At 30.0% G+C, this 17062-nt stretch carries 16 protein-coding genes and 1 other RNA gene; 13 read left to right on the forward strand and 4 right to left on the reverse strand.

Annotation, left to right across the window (positions count from 1 at the left end; translation table 11 throughout):
- Positions 1 to 281, forward strand: a 281-nt coding sequence (locus tag BMY79_RS08820) for an IS3 family transposase (RefSeq protein WP_027422004.1), incomplete at its 5' end; no start/stop codon positions are given.
- Between the two features lie 100 nt (positions 282 to 381).
- On the opposite strand, the gene glmS is transcribed toward BMY79_RS08820, so the two are convergent.
- Entirely contained in the window at positions 382 to 2199 is a 1818-nt protein-coding gene (glmS, locus tag BMY79_RS08825; protein ID WP_022750066.1) for a glutamine--fructose-6-phosphate transaminase (isomerizing), read from the reverse strand.
- 571 nt (positions 2200 to 2770) lie between these two features.
- Between glmS and BMY79_RS08830 the strand changes: the two genes are divergently transcribed.
- On the forward strand, positions 2771 to 3109 hold the full coding sequence (locus tag BMY79_RS08830; protein WP_022750068.1) for a hypothetical protein: 339 nt from the start codon (positions 2771 to 2773) through the stop codon (positions 3107 to 3109).
- Positions 3110 to 3350: 241 nt separating this feature from the next.
- Here BMY79_RS08830 and BMY79_RS08835 read toward each other — a convergent pair whose 3' ends face one another.
- The gene (locus BMY79_RS08835) at positions 3351 to 4004 is read right to left on the reverse strand and encodes a hypothetical protein (protein WP_027421926.1); all 654 of its coding nucleotides are present in this window, start codon (positions 4002 to 4004) and stop codon (positions 3351 to 3353) included.
- Positions 4005 to 4237: 233 nt separating this feature from the next.
- Between BMY79_RS08835 and BMY79_RS08840 the strand changes: the two genes are divergently transcribed.
- From BMY79_RS08840 to ssrA, 10 genes are all read left to right on the forward strand, one after another.
- Positions 4238 to 5512, forward strand: a complete 1275-nt coding sequence (locus BMY79_RS08840) for an O-acetylhomoserine aminocarboxypropyltransferase/cysteine synthase family protein (RefSeq protein WP_022750070.1) — start codon at positions 4238 to 4240, stop codon at positions 5510 to 5512.
- Positions 5513 to 5571: 59 nt separating this feature from the next.
- Positions 5572 to 7044, forward strand: coding sequence for an NYN domain-containing protein (locus tag BMY79_RS08845; RefSeq protein ID WP_022750071.1), 1473 nt, complete (start codon positions 5572 to 5574; stop codon positions 7042 to 7044).
- Between the two features lie 147 nt (positions 7045 to 7191).
- On the forward strand, positions 7192 to 8829 hold the full coding sequence (locus BMY79_RS08850; protein WP_022750073.1) for a Na+/H+ antiporter NhaC family protein: 1638 nt from the start codon (positions 7192 to 7194) through the stop codon (positions 8827 to 8829).
- 278 nt (positions 8830 to 9107) lie between these two features.
- Positions 9108 to 10730: a D-alanine--poly(phosphoribitol) ligase subunit DltA gene (gene dltA / locus BMY79_RS08855; protein ID WP_074730789.1), complete on the forward strand. Its 1623-nt coding sequence runs from the start codon at positions 9108 to 9110 to the stop codon at positions 10728 to 10730.
- A gap of 1 nt (position 10731) precedes the next feature.
- Positions 10732 to 11880, forward strand: coding sequence for a D-alanyl-lipoteichoic acid biosynthesis protein DltB (dltB, locus tag BMY79_RS08860; protein WP_022750075.1), 1149 nt, complete (start codon positions 10732 to 10734; stop codon positions 11878 to 11880).
- Positions 11881 to 11921: 41 nt separating this feature from the next.
- The gene (gene dltC, locus BMY79_RS08865) at positions 11922 to 12155 is read left to right on the forward strand and encodes a D-alanine--poly(phosphoribitol) ligase subunit DltC (RefSeq protein ID WP_022750077.1); all 234 of its coding nucleotides are present in this window, start codon (positions 11922 to 11924) and stop codon (positions 12153 to 12155) included.
- Between the two features lie 25 nt (positions 12156 to 12180).
- Positions 12181 to 13362 (forward strand): D-alanyl-lipoteichoic acid biosynthesis protein DltD, encoded by a 1182-nt coding sequence (gene dltD, locus BMY79_RS08870; RefSeq protein WP_074730790.1) that lies wholly within the window; start codon positions 12181 to 12183, stop codon positions 13360 to 13362.
- The gene (locus tag BMY79_RS12470; RefSeq protein WP_022750079.1) at positions 13359 to 13487 is read left to right on the forward strand and encodes a hypothetical protein; all 129 of its coding nucleotides are present in this window, start codon (positions 13359 to 13361) and stop codon (positions 13485 to 13487) included. The genes dltD and BMY79_RS12470 overlap by 4 nt, the downstream gene beginning before the upstream one ends.
- Positions 13488 to 13648: 161 nt before the next feature.
- Entirely contained in the window at positions 13649 to 14116 is a 468-nt protein-coding gene (gene smpB, locus BMY79_RS08875) for an SsrA-binding protein SmpB (RefSeq protein WP_027421930.1), read from the forward strand.
- Positions 14110 to 14453, forward strand: a transfer-messenger RNA (tmRNA) gene (gene ssrA, locus BMY79_RS08880). The genes smpB and ssrA overlap by 7 nt, the downstream gene beginning before the upstream one ends.
- Before the next feature lie 105 nt (positions 14454 to 14558).
- Here ssrA and BMY79_RS08885 read toward each other — a convergent pair.
- Positions 14559 to 15263 carry a transposase gene (locus BMY79_RS08885; RefSeq protein ID WP_074730791.1) on the reverse strand — a complete coding sequence of 235 codons (705 nt, stop codon included), beginning with the start codon at positions 15261 to 15263 and terminating at the stop codon, positions 14559 to 14561.
- Positions 15264 to 15911: 648 nt separating this feature from the next.
- On the opposite strand from BMY79_RS08885, the gene BMY79_RS08890 reads away from it, so the two are divergent.
- Positions 15912 to 16493 carry an adaptor protein MecA gene (locus tag BMY79_RS08890; RefSeq protein ID WP_022749393.1) on the forward strand — a complete coding sequence of 194 codons (582 nt, stop codon included), beginning with the start codon at positions 15912 to 15914 and terminating at the stop codon, positions 16491 to 16493.
- A 298-nt stretch (positions 16494 to 16791) separates the two neighbouring features.
- Here the strand turns inward: BMY79_RS08890 and BMY79_RS08895 are convergent, their stop codons facing one another.
- Positions 16792 to 17061, reverse strand: coding sequence for an acylphosphatase (locus BMY79_RS08895; RefSeq protein WP_022749394.1), 270 nt, complete (start codon positions 17059 to 17061; stop codon positions 16792 to 16794).
- Position 17062 lies beyond the last annotated feature (1 nt).

Here is a 17062-nt window from a genome sequence, read left to right on the forward strand (position 1 = left end):
AGTATCAACATGCGAATTATAGAACTGCTTTAAAGGAACATGGAATTATTCAATCTATGTCTCGAAAAGGTAACTGCTATGATAATTGTATTATGGAGACATTCTTTGGAAGATTAAAAAATGAGATGTATTATGGCTATGAGAAAGACTATGCTTCTTTTGAAGACTTTTCAAAAGCGATTGAAGAATATATAGATTACTACAATAACAAAAGAATTCAGGCAAAAACAAAATGGATGCCACCTGTACAATACAGGATAGCATCCATGTGTTCCGCCTAGTTCATAAATATGTGTCCAGGATTCTGGGTACATATCAGAGTTTTCTCAATAACAGGGCTTTTAAAAATATAATTTATATTATAATTATTCTATTATAATATTATTCTACTGTAACAGATTTTGCAAGATTTCTTGGTTGATCTGGATTTACACCTCTGCCAGTTGATGTATAGTATGCAATCATTTGTAAGATTACAACTGATTCGAAAATTGTAAATTCATCAGCAACTGGTGGAATGTGAATATGTACGTCACAAATTGTTTTATCTGTAATGATTTCATCTTTACTAATTAGAGTAACGTAAGCACCTCTTGCTTTAACTTCTCTAATATTAGAAATAACTTTGCTGTATACATGATCCTGTGTTGCAATAGCGATTACAGGAACACCATCACTAATTAAAGCAATTGTACCGTGTTTTAACTCACCTGCAGCATAAGCTTCAGCATGAATGTAAGAAATCTCTTTTAATTTTAAAGATCCTTCCATTGAAAGAGTGTAATCTAATCCACGACCAATGAAGAATGCGTTTGTAGCATTTGTCATACGTTTTGTAAGTTCTGCAACTTTTTCTTCCTGAGTTAATACTGTTTTGATCATTTCAGGTACTTTTGTAAGGTTTTCGATGAATACTTTAGCATCTTCAACACTTAAACGGTTAGTTACAAGACCTAATTTACATCCTAATAAATACATACTTGCAACCTGAACTGTATATGCTTTTGTACTAGCAACGGCAATTTCAGGACCAGCATGTGTATATAATACATAGTTACTTTCGCGAGCAATTGATGATCCCTTAACGTTAACAACTGATAAAGTTTTTTGAGTATATTTCTTAGCTAATCTTAAAGCTTCGAGAGTATCAATTGTTTCACCTGACTGAGAAACAACAATTACCATAGACTTATCAGAGATAACAGGTCTTTCATATCTAAATTCTGAAGCAATAGCAACATTTACTGGAATTCCAAGTTTGTTTTGAATGAATGTTTTACCAACCATTCCAGCGTACATTGCTGTACCACAAGCGATAATTGTAATATCAGAACAATCTTCAAAGAAAGAATCTGGAATATTGTCATCTCCAAAATATGGAAGAGAATCTTTGATTCTTGGGCTGATTGTACGATTAATAGCGCGTGGCTGTTCGTGAATTTCTTTAATCATATAGTGAGGGTAGCCTTCTTTTTCAGCTGCTGTAACATCCCAATTTACTTCTAAATATTCTGGTTCAACTGGATTACCCTCTAAATCTTGAATTGTAAATTTATCTGCTTCCATTGTGACAATCGAAAATTCAGGTACAATGAAGTAACGTCTAGAGAATGTAATAAATGCAGTTAAATCTGAAGCTACGAAAGTACCATCTTCTGTTTGAGTTGCAACCATAGGGCTTACATTTCTTACGCAGTAAATTTTTCCTGGATGATCTTTGAACATAATACAGAAACCAAAAGAACCTTTAAAAAGAGGTACTGTTTTCTTAATTGTTTCAATTGGATCACCATTGAACATTTTATCAAATAAAGCTGCAGCAACTTCTGTATCTGTTTCAGATTTTAAAACAGGTTGTAATTCATATTTTTCAACAATTTCATGGTAGTTTTCAATAATACCATTGTGAATTAAAGTGACTTTTCCTACTTTATGAGGATGAGCGTTTAAGTTAGAAACACCACCGTGAGTTGCCCATCTAGTATGACCAATACCACAAGTAGAAGAGTTTTCATCATCACAAATTGCACGTAAATCGTTTACTTTACCAGCAGTTTTACGAATGGAAATATGTCCACCATTATCTTTGAAAAATGCAATACCTGCACTATCATATCCTCTATATTCTAGTTTGGCTAAACCGTCTAATAAAATATCCTGAGCTTCTTTCTTCCCAGTAAAACCTATAATTCCACACATGTTTAAATAAATCTCCTTTTGTATAACAATAATTTATATGGATGTAGCTTTTTGTTAATAAGTTACCTTGTTGTTTGTTACTACATGCGTTCCCATATAAAAACGTTCAAGCATCCGCCGAATAATTCGATAACTTGAAACCTCGTCAACCAATTATGGATAATTGGTACATGGCGCTAAAGTTTTTAAACTTTTCGAAATTCGTTTCCTCCTTTTAAAACGGACTATAATAGTTTATCATAATTTTAAAAAAAAATATACTAAAAAAAAAATGATTATTCAATGAACTACTTAGTTACTTTTACTAGATTTTAAAAAATCTAAAAAAATATATTATCCATTTTGGTGACAAAAATATAAATTTATAAATAGAAATAATAAAAAAATTAAAACAATAAAATAAAACTAAATAAATTATAAACTAATAATAAAAAAAAGAAAAAAAACAATAACTCTATTGAACTTATATTTCAAAAGTTATATAGTTGTATCTGTCGCCTATAAGTATTAGATTATAAATTAACAAATGATATTATAAATTTGTTATTAAAAATAGAGAGGATATTATATTATGTTAGAGCATGATGAATTAAATACCTTAGAAATACTCCATAGAGGATATAGGGTACATCAAGACTTAGATACGAAGGCAGTTTATCTTAAAAGAAAAGATCATATTGTAGCCAAAATGCCATGTAGAAGACCATTAGATGAGGAATCACTCAGGGTTCGTGTGGATTGTTACATTGAGTTATTACGTATATGCGAAATGATAGAAGAAAAGAAATCTCGAGAGCGTAAAGAAAAGGTTCGTGGACCAAAAAAAAAAGAAAAAGAAAAAGAAGTAAATGAAAATAGCAACCTATCAAACAAGAATTCTGTAAAAGCTAGATCATACTTTAGAATGTAATAGATACGAGAATATAAATAATGTACAGAAATATAAATAATGTACAGATATAAGAGATTGTAGAAAGTAATAACCATGAAGCCTTTTATAAAGTAATAGATATGAGAGCTTATATAATGAAAAATCTCGGAATTAAATTTGCCCAGTGAAAATTAGTTGTGTGACATGAGATTAATTATTATATAAGCTTTTGTTTCATATTAAAATTTATCCTTTATAAGATATTAGTATTATATAATTCTTATAGTTGTAAGTTATTTAAATATTCGATATATTTGACAGACATTTCTTTCTTGTTAGAATCAGAAATAACACCTACATATACTTTTGAATTTTTTGTATTACTTTTACGAGTAACTTTTATATTGCTGAGCTCAATAGCGCATTTATAATTACTATACTTACTAGTGGTATTAGTTACCTCTTTAGTAGAGACTAATTTGTTTTTTAGTGATTTATAGATTTTAGGATCATTTGTTTTTATTAGCTTTTCTAGATTACATAAATATCCGTTTTTGCACATGTATTTGTAAGCGTCTATGTCCATAAGAACAACATCTAGAGAGTTTGTATGTGAATAAGATACAAGTCTCATCTGTTCATTTGAATTCATCGTTATTTTTCCCCCAGAGCGTGTTGATAAATTAATTGAATCGTAAATAAAAATCTCTTTTTTAGGAGAATTAATATGTAGTGATTTCTTGAAATTATCAGAATAATCAGTTGCTTTAGCTTTATTGTCAAGAGTAATGTTGACAGTTCCGATTTGTAAAATTTGTTCCTTGCGGTTGTTATAGGTTGTTATAATATTGTATAAAGCAATTAATAGAATAGCTACAATTATTATATGTATTTTGTAATAATACCAAATGTTTTCAAGTCTTTTTTTTGTCATTGTAAATACCTTCTTCCTTTATTTCATATAATGATTATAATACGAAGAAATATTATAAACAAATAGTAAATGAGAAAAATCATATAAAATGCTTGAAAACGATGTTATAAATAAAAAAAATAACATGTGATAAAATAAAAATATAAGGTAAAAGTGAAAAAAATGTTGAATTCAAAAAAAAGATAGGGTAAAATTTATTTTGTGAAAATTTATTTAATAAATGGAGGAAGAATATGAAAAAAGAGACTAAATGTATACATAGTGGTTATCAGCCAAAAAATGGTGAATCTAGAATGATTCCAATTATTCAAAGTACAACTTTTAAATATGATACAAGTGAAGATATGGGTAAGCTTTTTGATTTAGAGGCAGAGGGATATTTTTATTCAAGATTACAGAATCCTACTACAGATTATGTAGCTAAGAAAATAGCTGATTTAGAAGGTGGAACAGCTGCAATGCTTACATCATCTGGACAGGCAGCTAATTTTTTTACAATTTTTAATTTGGCCCAAGCAGGAGACCATGTAGTCGCTTCGTCTACAATTTATGGAGGAAGTTTTAATTTATTCAATGTTACAATGAAAAAAATGGGAGTAGATTTTACTTTTGTTGATCCAGAATGTAGTGATGAAGAATTAGAAAAAGCTTTTAAACCTAATACAAAAGCAGTATTTGGTGAGACAATTGCTAATCCAGCTTTAATTGTTTTTGATATAGAAAGATTTGCTAATGCAGCACATAAACATGGAGTGCCATTAGTTATAGATAATACTTTTGCTACACCAATTAATTGTAGACCTATAGAATGGGGGGCAGATATCGTTACACATTCTACAACTAAGTATTTAGATGGACATGATGCTACAGTAGGTGGCTGTATAGTTGACGGTGGTAAATTTGATTGGATGGCTCATAAAGAAAAATTCCCAGGATTAACTACTCCTGACGAGTCATATCATGGAATTACATATGCAACTAAATTTGGAAAAGAAGGTGCTTTTATCACAAAGGCAACAGCGCAGTTAATGAGAGATTTAGGTTCGATACAATCACCTATGAATGCTTATTTCTTGAATTTAGGTATTGAATCACTTGCTGTACGTGTTGAGAGACATTGTGAAAATGCACAAAAAGTAGCTGAATTTCTAGAAGGTAATGACAAAGTGTCGTGGGTTAATTATCCTGGACTCAAGGGAAATAAATATTATGAGCGAGCAAAAAAATATATGCCAAATGGGACATGTGGAGTTATTTCTTTTGGTATTAAAGGTGGAAGAAAAAAAGCTGAGGAATTTATGAAACATCTTAAGGTTGTAATGATAGCAACACATGTTGCAGATGCTAGAACTTGTATTTTGCATCCAGCATCATCAACTCATAGACAGTTAACAGATGAGGAGTTGATTAAAGGTGGTGTGGCTCCAGATTTAGTTAGATTATCAGTTGGAATTGAAAATGTAGATGATATTATTGAAGATGTAAATAATGCATTGTCGTTCATTTAATAGTGAAAATTGGATACTTTATCTTATGTTTTTTGTCTTTTATTCGTGGGGAGGTAATAATGGAAAAGGAGTATAGTAAAGAATTCAATATAATTTTTGAAGAAAATGATAAAATCGATCATTTATCTGATGAAAATAAAGTTATTGAATTTGATAAAATTAAAAAAAATGTTCCGGAAGAATTACAGGAGATCAATTCTCATAGAGAGATAATATCTAAGATTGCATATTTGATTGGTGTTAAGAAAATGTTTTTTGAATATGCTAATCAATCGCCACAATTAGAAATTTACGATGAATTAGATCAAAATAAGAATGCTAGAATTATTCGAAATTTATGTATATTAAGAACAACTATAGAAAGAAACTTTAAATTTATAAAAGATGCTATGAGATATGAATTTAAAACTCTTAATACGATAAACAATAAATATATAAGTGAGGCAATCAGTAAACTTAGAGAAGATGATATTGATATTGTTAAGTATAATAAGCAAAAATTGGCACAATATATTATAGATATCAATCAGTTGATTTCAAGTCATATATTTTATTGCAAAAATTTATTTCCAGATTGGATAGTTTGGGATTATATAAAAGATTTATTTCTTATGCCAAATGGTTATACAGAAAAAGGAACAAAAGCAGCTATGGAATTGTATTATCCAAATGTTAACAAATATCCGTATAAAATGTATATTAATTGGAAAAATCCTAAAGATGAAGGCAATATTTTATATAATGACAAGAAATTTTTAGAACTGTTATATAACATGAATGGCGATGTGTTTAAAGATGTTAGTAGGGTGTCAGATATTTCTTCGGAATCAAAACTAAATATCAAAGAATTTATACAAAGTGCTAAAATAGTAGATGCTATTTGTGATTGCGAAAATTCAGATCCTTATATGTTGGCTTCTGTTTTTAATAATATGAATGCTGAGTTAACATCTAAAATCAATAAAATAATATTAGTTGATGATCAAAATACAGTGAAGGCATGGAATATTTTTGATCAATTAGTAACTAATATTGAAATTGAGCACATATCAACAGAACGTGTTACTAAAGAAAAATCACTTGTTGATATTGTTCTGACAGCTGAAACTTGTAAAGAGCATTATGTAAATCATGTGGATTCATTTATTTTAATTAGCTCAGATTCTGACTTTTGGGGCTTGATTAATACCTTGCCAGATGTGGAGTTTTTAATTTTTGCTGAAAAAGAAAAATTTGGTCATAATATGCGTGAGATTGTTGAAAATGCGAATATACATTATTCATATATTGAGAATTTTTATTCAGGAGAAGTAGATATTAGAAGACGCGTATTATTGATGGAATTTAGAAAAGAAATAGAAAATAGTATTTCATTTAATGTAAACGACATTTTCAAAAAAATTTCCAATGAAACAAGAGTTAACCTATCGGAAAAGGAACTAGAACAATTTTATGATTGTTATGTTAAGCCATTGAAAATAACATTATCTGATAATGGAAAACTTGAATTAGAACTTGGAAGTCAAAAATAAAAAAATACTTGACGTGAATACTATATACATATTATTATAAGGATAGTGTGTTTATGTACGAGGATGTACATAACACACTATTTTCTATTATTACTCAGCTTTGATACGGTAGAGAGTAAAAGTATTATTATGGATAGGAGAAAAATTATGAACAGAAAGAAAAAAACTGCGTTGATTTTGATGCTTATAATTTTGCTTTTAGTAATTTACACATTTGCATGTCCTGTGAATATGGGAAATCTAAAAGGTTATAAAAGTTTTGCAGAGAATTCATTTTTTTCATTACTACCTCCAATTATAGCTATAGCACTTTCATTAATTACGAAGGAAGTATTTTCGTCATTGTTTGTTGGTATAGTTTGTGGATCGGTTATTTATTCGAATTTTAACTTAGAATTAGCGATGCATACTATGTTTTTTAAGAAGGATATAGGTTTAGTTGAACAGTTGACAAATACAACACATATGGGAATCATTGTTTTCTTAGTTGTATTAGGAATAATTGTTTCGCTTATGAATAGAGCTGGTGGCTCTGCAGCCTTTGGTGAATGGGCAAAACAGCACATTAAGACTAGAACGGGAGCACAATTAGCAACTATGTTCCTTGGAATTCTTATCTTTATTGATGATTATTTTAACTGCTTAACAGTAGGTAGTGTTATGAGACCTGTTACTGATGGACACAAGGTATCTAGAGCTAAATTGTCATATATTATAGATGCAACAGCAGCTCCAGTATGTATTATAGCACCAATTAGTTCATGGGCAGCAGCTGTAACATCGTCGGTTCCTGAAGGAACTGATATTAACGGATTTGTTGTTTTCTTAAGAACAATTCCATATAACTATTATGCGGTTTTGACATTAATAATGCTTGCATATATAACAATAAGAAGAATTGATTATGGTTCAATGCGTGTACATGAAGAGAATGCAATTAAAGGCGATTTATATACAACACCAGAAAGACCTTATGCAAGTGATAGAGAAAACGTTGTAAATCACAAAGGAAAAGTAATTGATTTGGTTTTACCAGTTGCTGTTCTTATTTTATCATGCGCATTATTTATGCTTTATACAGGTAAGTTCTTTACTGGAGAGAACAATTTTGTTGATGCGTTTGCTAATGCAGATGCTCAACCGGCCTTAGTAATGGGCGCTGTTGTTACATTGATATTTATGTTTATTTTGTATATGTACAGAGACGTTTTGAGTTTTGAAGAGTATATGAGTTGTATATCAGAAGGATTTCAATCAATGGTTTCTCCAATACTTATTTTGACATTTGCTTGGACTTTATCAGGAATGACAAAAGTTCTTGGAGCTGAAAGCTATGTATCGTCACTTGTTAATTCATCAGCATCAGCTTTTACTATTTTCTTACCAACAGTTATTTTTGCTGTTGCTATGGGATTGTCATTTGCAACAGGCACATCATGGGGAACATTTGGTATTTTGATTCCAATAGTTATCGGAGTATTTCCTTCTGGGGAAATGATGGTTATTTCAATTGCATCATGTTTATCAGGTGCGGTATGTGGAGATCATTGCTCTCCAATTTCGGATACAACAATTATGGCGTCAGCTGGCGGACAGTGTAGTCATGTAAACCATGTTTCAACACAGCTACCATATGTATTAACTGTTGCTGCTGTTTCAATTGTTTCATACGTTTTTGCTGGTATAATACAGAATTCAATAATTAATTTAATGATTTCAATTGCGTTGTTATTAGTTGTATTATTAGTTATTGAAAAATATACAGGACGAGAAGAACGAGTTTAAGGTAAAACGGTCAATTTAAAAAGCTTAAAATGAAACGTAATAGTTACTTTTTGATATTTTTAAAGTGATTATTACGTTTTTTTGATGGACTTTTAACAAAAAAAATTAATTAAAGTAATTGTAGAATAAATCTTAAGAAAATTTAAGAAAGTATTTAGATTAATCTAAGATTAATATATTAGAATACTATCTGGTAAATAGATAAATTTATAAAGAAATCGCATGAATATTACATTAATTTATTTGTAATGATGAATAAAGTAGGAAGGAGATAGCTAATGAATATTATTGAAAATATTAAGACACAAGCTATTGAAAATGGGAAACAAGTGGTTTTTAAATCTCGTATGGGACAATTAAGCTACTTACAGTTATGGAATAAATCAGAGCAAGTAGCTCAATGGATTAAGGATAACGTTACTGGTAAAAATGAAATTAATCCAATTGTTATTTATGGACATAAAAATCCATTGATGCTTGCTTCTTTTTTCGGAAGTACTAAAGCTGGAAGAACATACTGCCCAGTTGATAGATGCATGCCAATAGAACGTATCGAAGATATTATTGAAACAGTTGAAAATGATTATGTTCTAATGACAGAAAATTTAGTTGAGAGAATTTGTAAAGAGGATCCTCAAAGAGAGGCTGACGTTGAAAAAATTAATGAATACACATATAGAATGTCAAATGTTAATTTTATCGATGTTAATGCTTTGTTAGTTGCTGCTTTTGAAGATGTTGATGATTCACTTGTTGAATTAGTTAATGAAGAATCATATTTAGGTAAAGACGATGTTTATTATATTATTTTCACATCAGGAAGTACAGGTAAGCCAAAGGGAGTACAAATTACAAGATCAAGTTTAGAAAACTATTTAGATTGGTCAACAGAAGTTGGTGATTCAATTGGAGCTAAACACGGAAAACATTTCCTTAACCAGGCACCATATTCATTTGATTTATCTGTAATGGATACATATACAAGTTTAGTTAGTGGCGGAACTTTAATATCAGTTGATAAAGAATTACAGCAAGATACAGCTGCTTTAGTTAAATATATTAAAGAAAATGAAGTTAATTATTGGGTATCAACTCCTTCATTTGCAGCGATGTGTTTATCAGAACCATCATATTGCCAGGAAGAATTAGATAGCCTTAAATTCTTTATGTTCTGTGGGGAGACACTTTCTAAGGAAACTTCAGAAAAATTAATGGAGAGATTTCCTAAAGCAAAAATTATTAATACATATGGTCCAACAGAATCAACTGTTGCAGTTACTTCAATTGAGGTAACAAGAGAATTGTTAGCAGATGAAAAGTCTATTCCAATTGGATATGAAAAACATGGGACAGAAATTTTGATTTTAGCAGATTCTACTGAAGGCCAAGAAGTAACAATTGCTAAACATGATGAAATTGGTGAATTGGTAATTTTAGGAAATACTTTGAGTATTGGATATTACAAGAATGAAGTTAAGACTGCTGAAGCATTTAAAACTATAATTTACAAAGGTAGAGAAGTACCTGCATATTTTACAGGTGATGCTGGTTTTAAAAATAAGGATGGAATGATTTTCTTCTTAGGAAGAATTGATAGACAGGTTAAACTTCATGGATATAGAATTGAGTTAGGTGATATCGAGTCTAACTTAACTAAGATTAAAGAAATTACACAAGCAGCAGTTATTCCAAAGAAGGTTGATGGTGTTATAAAACAATTAGTTGCTTTTATTGTTAGTGATAAATTAAACGAAGACTATGATAGTAGAAAATATGTTAGAAATCAGCTTCAAGAAATGATTCCTAAATATATGGTTCCAAAGAAAATAGTTGTTTTAGATAAAATGCCTCTAACTAACAATGGAAAAATTGATTATAAAAGAATGGAGACATTAGTGTAGTATGGAATTATTTACTGGATATATATTTTTTAGTGCATTAGTTTTATTATCGATTCCAGCAATTATTCTAGGAATTAAAGAAAAAAATATTAAGTATTATAGTTTTTTTGTTACTTTAGTTTTTGTTATTTGGGCATTAATTAAATCACCACAAGCAATCGCTTATTTAATAGCATTTTGCATATTTGAATACTTAATAATTCAGGCATATTTGAAAATTTATAAGGCAAAAGGAAGAGTGGCAAGTACATATTACACTTTTTTGTTTTTGTCATTATTACCTTTAATGCTAAATAAGTTTTTACCAATGTTGCCAGGACATTATAAGATATTTGCTTTTTTAGGAATATCATATATGACATTTAAGGGGACTCAGATAGTAATTGAGATATATGATGGTTTAATAGATAATGTGAAATTGTTTGATTTTATGTATTTATTCCTATTTTTTCCAACAATTACGTCTGGTCCAATTGACAGAAGTAGAAGATTTGAAGAAGACTTGAAAAGAAAAATCTCAAAAGAAGAATATTTAGAACATTTAGGTGATGCAATATTTAGAATTCTTTTGGGAGCATTGTATAAAACGGTTTTTGCAGCAATATTCTACCAAGCAATGCTTAGATTAGAAAGAACAAGTAATATGCTTGAAATGATAGGTTACATGTATGCATATGGATTTTATCTATTCTTTGATTTCGCTGGTTATTCTCATATGGCAATTGGTACAGGTCAGATTTTTGGTATTAAATTACCAGAGAACTTTAATAAACCATTTGTTAGTAAAGATTTAAAAGAATTTTGGGATAGATGGCATATTTCATTATCACATTGGTTTAGAGATTTTATCTTTACAAGAATTGTAATGAAAATGGCAGAGAAGAAACGTCCAAAGAAAAAATTACATAGAGCATCACTTGCATTTTTGATTAATATGTCGGTTATGGGTATTTGGCATGGAACAGAATTGCAATATATTGTATATGGTGTTTATCATGGTTTACTTTTAGCTATTACAGAAATTTATGAAAAAAAATCTAAATTTCATAAGAAAAATAAAAAGAAAAAATGGTACCATGCAATTCAGTGGTTTGTTACATTTAATTTAGTAATGTTTGGTTTCTTGATTTTCTCAGGAAAAGTAGTATAAAGAAACTTAAATAATAATAAAAATATAGAGAGGTTAAAAAAATGGAAGAAAAGATTTTAGATATTTTAGAAGAATTATGTGGAGATGAAGTAGTAAGAGAGGATTTAGATATCGATTTATTAGAAGAAGGTCTATTAGATTCATTAGATTATTCTGAATTATTAGTAGATATTAAATCAGAACTTAATGTTGTAATTTCGCCTTCAGAAGTAACAAGAGAAGAAATGAATACACCACGAAAGATTATTGATAAGGTTAAATCTAAGTTACAATAGATCAGAAAAGTTAAGGTGTGACGAAATGAAAAAAATCAAGGCATTTATAGTAGCAGCGTTGTTATTTACTGTTTTTTTGGTGATATTTGAGATATCATTATCTTACAAACTATATACAGATGATAAGAGTATGGGAATGTGGAATAGTGCATACAAAGATAGATCTTATGAAGCGATTTGTCAAAATATTAATGACAGTACTATGATGATTTGCGGATCTTCTGAGTTCGCACATGGACGTAATTCAAAATATCATCCTATGAATATGTGTCCAAAAGAAAGTAAAAATTGGATGACAATTGGAAGTTCATATAACCAGACTCTTTTACATGGTATAGCAGTAGGTTCAGTTGGAAAACAAATGAATGGCAAAAAAGTAGTTATGTTGCTTTCACCAACATGGTTTTATAAAAAAGGTATTTCAGGAGAGCATTTTGAATTAAGATTTTCTGAAACAGAATATTATCATTTTATGGAAAATAAAACTATTCCAAGAGATATAAAAGAATACTATGCGAAACGTTCGAAAAAGCTTTTGGCAAAAAATGATGGTTTACAATCAAAAGTAGAATTATGTAATAGTATTAATCTTGACAAGAATGATTCAAAAATAGCTAAGTTCCGTTATAATTTTTATAAGGACTATGCTAGACAAAAAGATTATATTACTGTAAAGACAGCTTATAATTTAGATCATAAGTTATATAATAAAGGCTTAAAGAAAAAATATTTAAACAAAGGTGAAGTTAAATTTGATGATAAAAAAATGCTTGCTAGAGCAACAAGAAGTTCAAAAAGAAAATCACACAATGACTTCACAATGAGAGATAGTAATTTCTCAAAATTAGAAATGAATATTCTTGGATTAAAGAATTCTCATGAAAAAGATTCTTGGGAAGTATCAAAAGAATATAAAGACTTAGAATATTTTATTAGATTATGTAATTCTCAAAATATTGACTTAGACATTGTTCTCTTACCAGTTAATGGTAGATGGTATGATTATACAGGAATGGATAAGGGAAAAAGAGAAGTATTATCAAAGAATTTATCTGCGATAACATCTAAATATAATGTGAGATTAGATGATTTGTCAGAGTATTCATATGACAAGTATCTAACAAGTGATGCAGTTCATCCATGGAATTTAGGATGGGTTTTAATTAATGAAAGATTATATGATTTTTATAAAGGTGGTAAATCATGAAAAAAGAGACAAAAGAATTTATTATTTTAGTTTTAAAATATTTTTTGATTATGATGATTCTTTTTATATTTGCCATGTATAGTGGAATTATAGAAACACCAAAATTTACATATGCTGAGTTTTAAAGAAAACGTGTGATTTATTAGGGTCCTCGCAAAACAGGTAATGATTGTTTGAGGACCTTAAAAAATTATATTGATATTTAATAAAGCATTGCAAAATTGATTTTTTTAGTGTACAATAGAAAACGTAGCTGTAAAAAGTATATTAACGAAAGGAGTAAATTATGGCTAAAGTATCGAAAAAGCTTATCGCAAACAATAAAAAAGTTCGTCATGATTATTTCCTTGAGGAGATATATGAGGCTGGAATTAGTCTAGCAGGTACAGAGGTTAAATCTTTGAGAATGGGCAGATGTTCTATTAAAGAATCATTTATCCATATTGAAGATGGTGAAGTGATTTTATATGGTATGCATATAAGTCCTTATGAAAAAGGAAATATTTTTAATAAGGATCCACTTAGACCACGTAAGCTTTTAATGCATAAGAAGGAAATACAAAAGTTAATTGGAAAGATTGCTCAAAAGGGTTATACTATTGTTCCAGTTGAAGTGTATTTTAAAGGAAGCCTTGTTAAAGTTGAGGTCGCATTAGCTAAAGGTAAGAAGCTTTATGATAAGCGTCAGGATATAGCTAAGAAAGATCAAAAACGTGAAGCGTTAAGAGAATTTAAAATTAGAAATTTGGGCTAGTAATGGTTTCGACGGGGTACGTGAAGTTGGAGAAGCGAGCCGCATGCAATGCGTTAAATGGCACAATTAAAATTAAACGCTGAAGATAATAATTTAGCATTCGCTGCCTAGTTTGCAGCAGTCTGACCTAGTGCACCTACACATTAGGACCCAGGCTTCGAATATGTAGGAAACGACATAGGCTAAGCTTTGCACCTATGGGCGTATTATGAAGCTACTGAAGTTGTTAGGGTGTTAGTTCTCGAACAATGGAGGGAATTCTAAATGACTGACTACACTCGTAGAAGTACAATGAATCTTATTTCGGACATGGGTTCGACTCCCATCTAGTCCACTTAGAACTCTAGATATTTTATCTAGAGTTTTTTTTATGGGCCTGGCGGTGCACGTTTCTAACGCAATGTCATTAACTTTAGAGTATTTCTTACAAAAATCAAAGCTTTTAATGATGGTAAGGAAGATGATTGTACGGAAAAAATATTTTTGGGCATGCAAAATAGGCAGGAATATACTCCCTGCCTGTTGCAGATATTTCTTGATAGATTAAATCTGTCTTGCGGGCGTGAAAATTTAATAGACCAAGTGGATATTTAAGGTCTCTAAAAGAAGTTTCTATTCCCCAGCGCATAGAGTATAGCTTTTTAATTTCAGAAAGCGAAAATGTTTCGGCAGGTAAATTTGTAATGATTGTTTCACAGGTATCTTCGCCGAGCTTAATTTTTAGAATTCTAAAAGGAAGATGATAAAACATAAGAACATCGCACGCACCTGTAGGATTAGTTGGTACGTGTAAATCAGAACCATCAATAGCTAAAACGCGGTAGCTCTTGTATGTTGCATTAGGATTTGAACTGTTGGTAAAGAATTTGAAGATATCCTCAAAAGCAGTTGGAAGTATTTTGGAACGTTGCTGTACAAATGCAGCTGCAGTTGGAGTAGTATCTGAACAGTTGAAAAAGGATAAGAGTTCGTTGTTTATACTACCTCTAGACATTTGGAGAATTGAGTTAATAATAGTTTTAAAAGAAAGCTTACGCGTTCTAGAGTGGTCAGTTGGATTTTTTACATAAGATGCTTTGTTAAGTAAAATTTGGTCAATAGAATCAAATAAATTTCTACGTAGTGTGTTAGGGTTTAAATATTTCATGCGGTTCCTCCTGTGAAAAAATGAATGTACTTAATCACAAGGAATTTTTTGCTAATTACTTAGCAAAAAATCCGCACACTATGAAATATTTGTCAAGCTATTTTAATTTTTTTCTTAACTTAATGCCATTGGTTTCTAACGGATTAAAGTCTCGAATCCGCTTTGTAGTTGGAAGGGTGTAGCCGAAGACAAGTGTGTACGCCGTGAGGCGGAATTTGAATTATCCAAGTAGAATTATTATCTGAGTTCTAAGATAATCTGAAGGAAGCTGGATGTGGGAAATACACTAACTAACGGCAAAATCTCTGATCTAACTAACAGAAATCTCATATGAGATTATACATGAGGGTAAGGCTGCACTACTAGTCAAAACCAAATAACTACACGGAATCATACATGATAAATGAGGCATATGTGAGAGGGCGGCAATCAGTCACCGTCTCCTACTTGATTGCAAAAAATTAAATATTATCAAATAATCTTAATATAAAATTAATAGCATATTGCTAATTATTAAAAGTCTTAAACTTTTCTAAAGTGAAGAATTTTAGCAGATTTTGTGCCGAAATATAGGGTAACAATCCAAGGAAATATTGTACAAGGCAAATTTTCTGAGAAAGGCGGTGAATCATCATAGAGTTTTCACGAGTGGGAAATCACACCATTCAATGCGTTGTTACAGAAGAAGAAATTATAGGTTTGGGTTATACCATGGATGATATCATGTCGAATGGAGAAAAGACACAAGAGTTTATGCACCATATTTTCAACATGGCGGAAAAGGAATTTCATATTGACTTAGAGCTTGGAGTTAAAAAAGTAAGAGCCAATTTTAGACCAAATCATACGATTGCTTTGACATTTTCAGAAACACATCTAGATCCTTGCGAGCTAGATCAGGATTATGAAAGAGAGCGTATAGAAGAGATTCAACCGGACGATAGAGTAGAAGGTTTACTGGTTTTTAATTCTTTTAATAATTTGGAAGAGTTTTCAAATAAAGTCAAAATAGAAAAGAGTGTTCCAAATCGCTTATATAGATTAAATGGTTCATATATTTTGTTAATAGAAATAGGTCGTTTGACAGATGAACAGGTAAAAAGCCTATCATTTATAACTGATGAGTATGCGGATGGTGCGTATACAGGTGTAGAGAAAAAAGCTTTTATTGAAGAACATGGAAAAATGTTGATAGAAGCTAATGCGTTAGAAGTGTTAAAAAAATTATAAATTCATTATTATATTAGCATAATAAAAATCAAAAGGTGTAAAAAAATTGTTATAGGTTATTGTAATACTTAAATGTCGAAAATAATAAAAATTATTATATATGTGTTTTAAGTAATAAAAGTAATTAATAGAAAAAACAAACTACTACAAAAATATATAGATTGCAATTTTCTAGATATAATAGAAAAAATGCAATCTATATATTAGACATTTTAAAGCTTGTCATATTGTGTGGTTTGTTTTTTTGATGTTTTTTTTATTATTTTTTGTACGATTAAAAAGGTAAAACTTTTGTAATCTAATATATGGTCCTAAATTTAGTCTCGGAGGTAACTAAATCTATGGTACGGCTGTTGACGTTTTCAATCTGAATATAACTATCTGAGGTTAGTTCTTTTAAAAGTTGATATATGTTAAAATACTCACCTTGCACCTCCATAGTAACTGTTCCATCAGAATTATTTTTGACCCAACCGGTTAGATTAAGATTTGAAGCAATGCTTTCAGCTGTAAATCTAAACCCAACTCCTTGAACACGACCACTAAATATTATCTGTCGTCTTTGCATA

This window comes from Lachnobacterium bovis, from assembly GCF_900111325.1.
Lineage (GTDB): Bacteria > Bacillota > Clostridia > Lachnospirales > Lachnospiraceae > Roseburia > Roseburia bovis_A.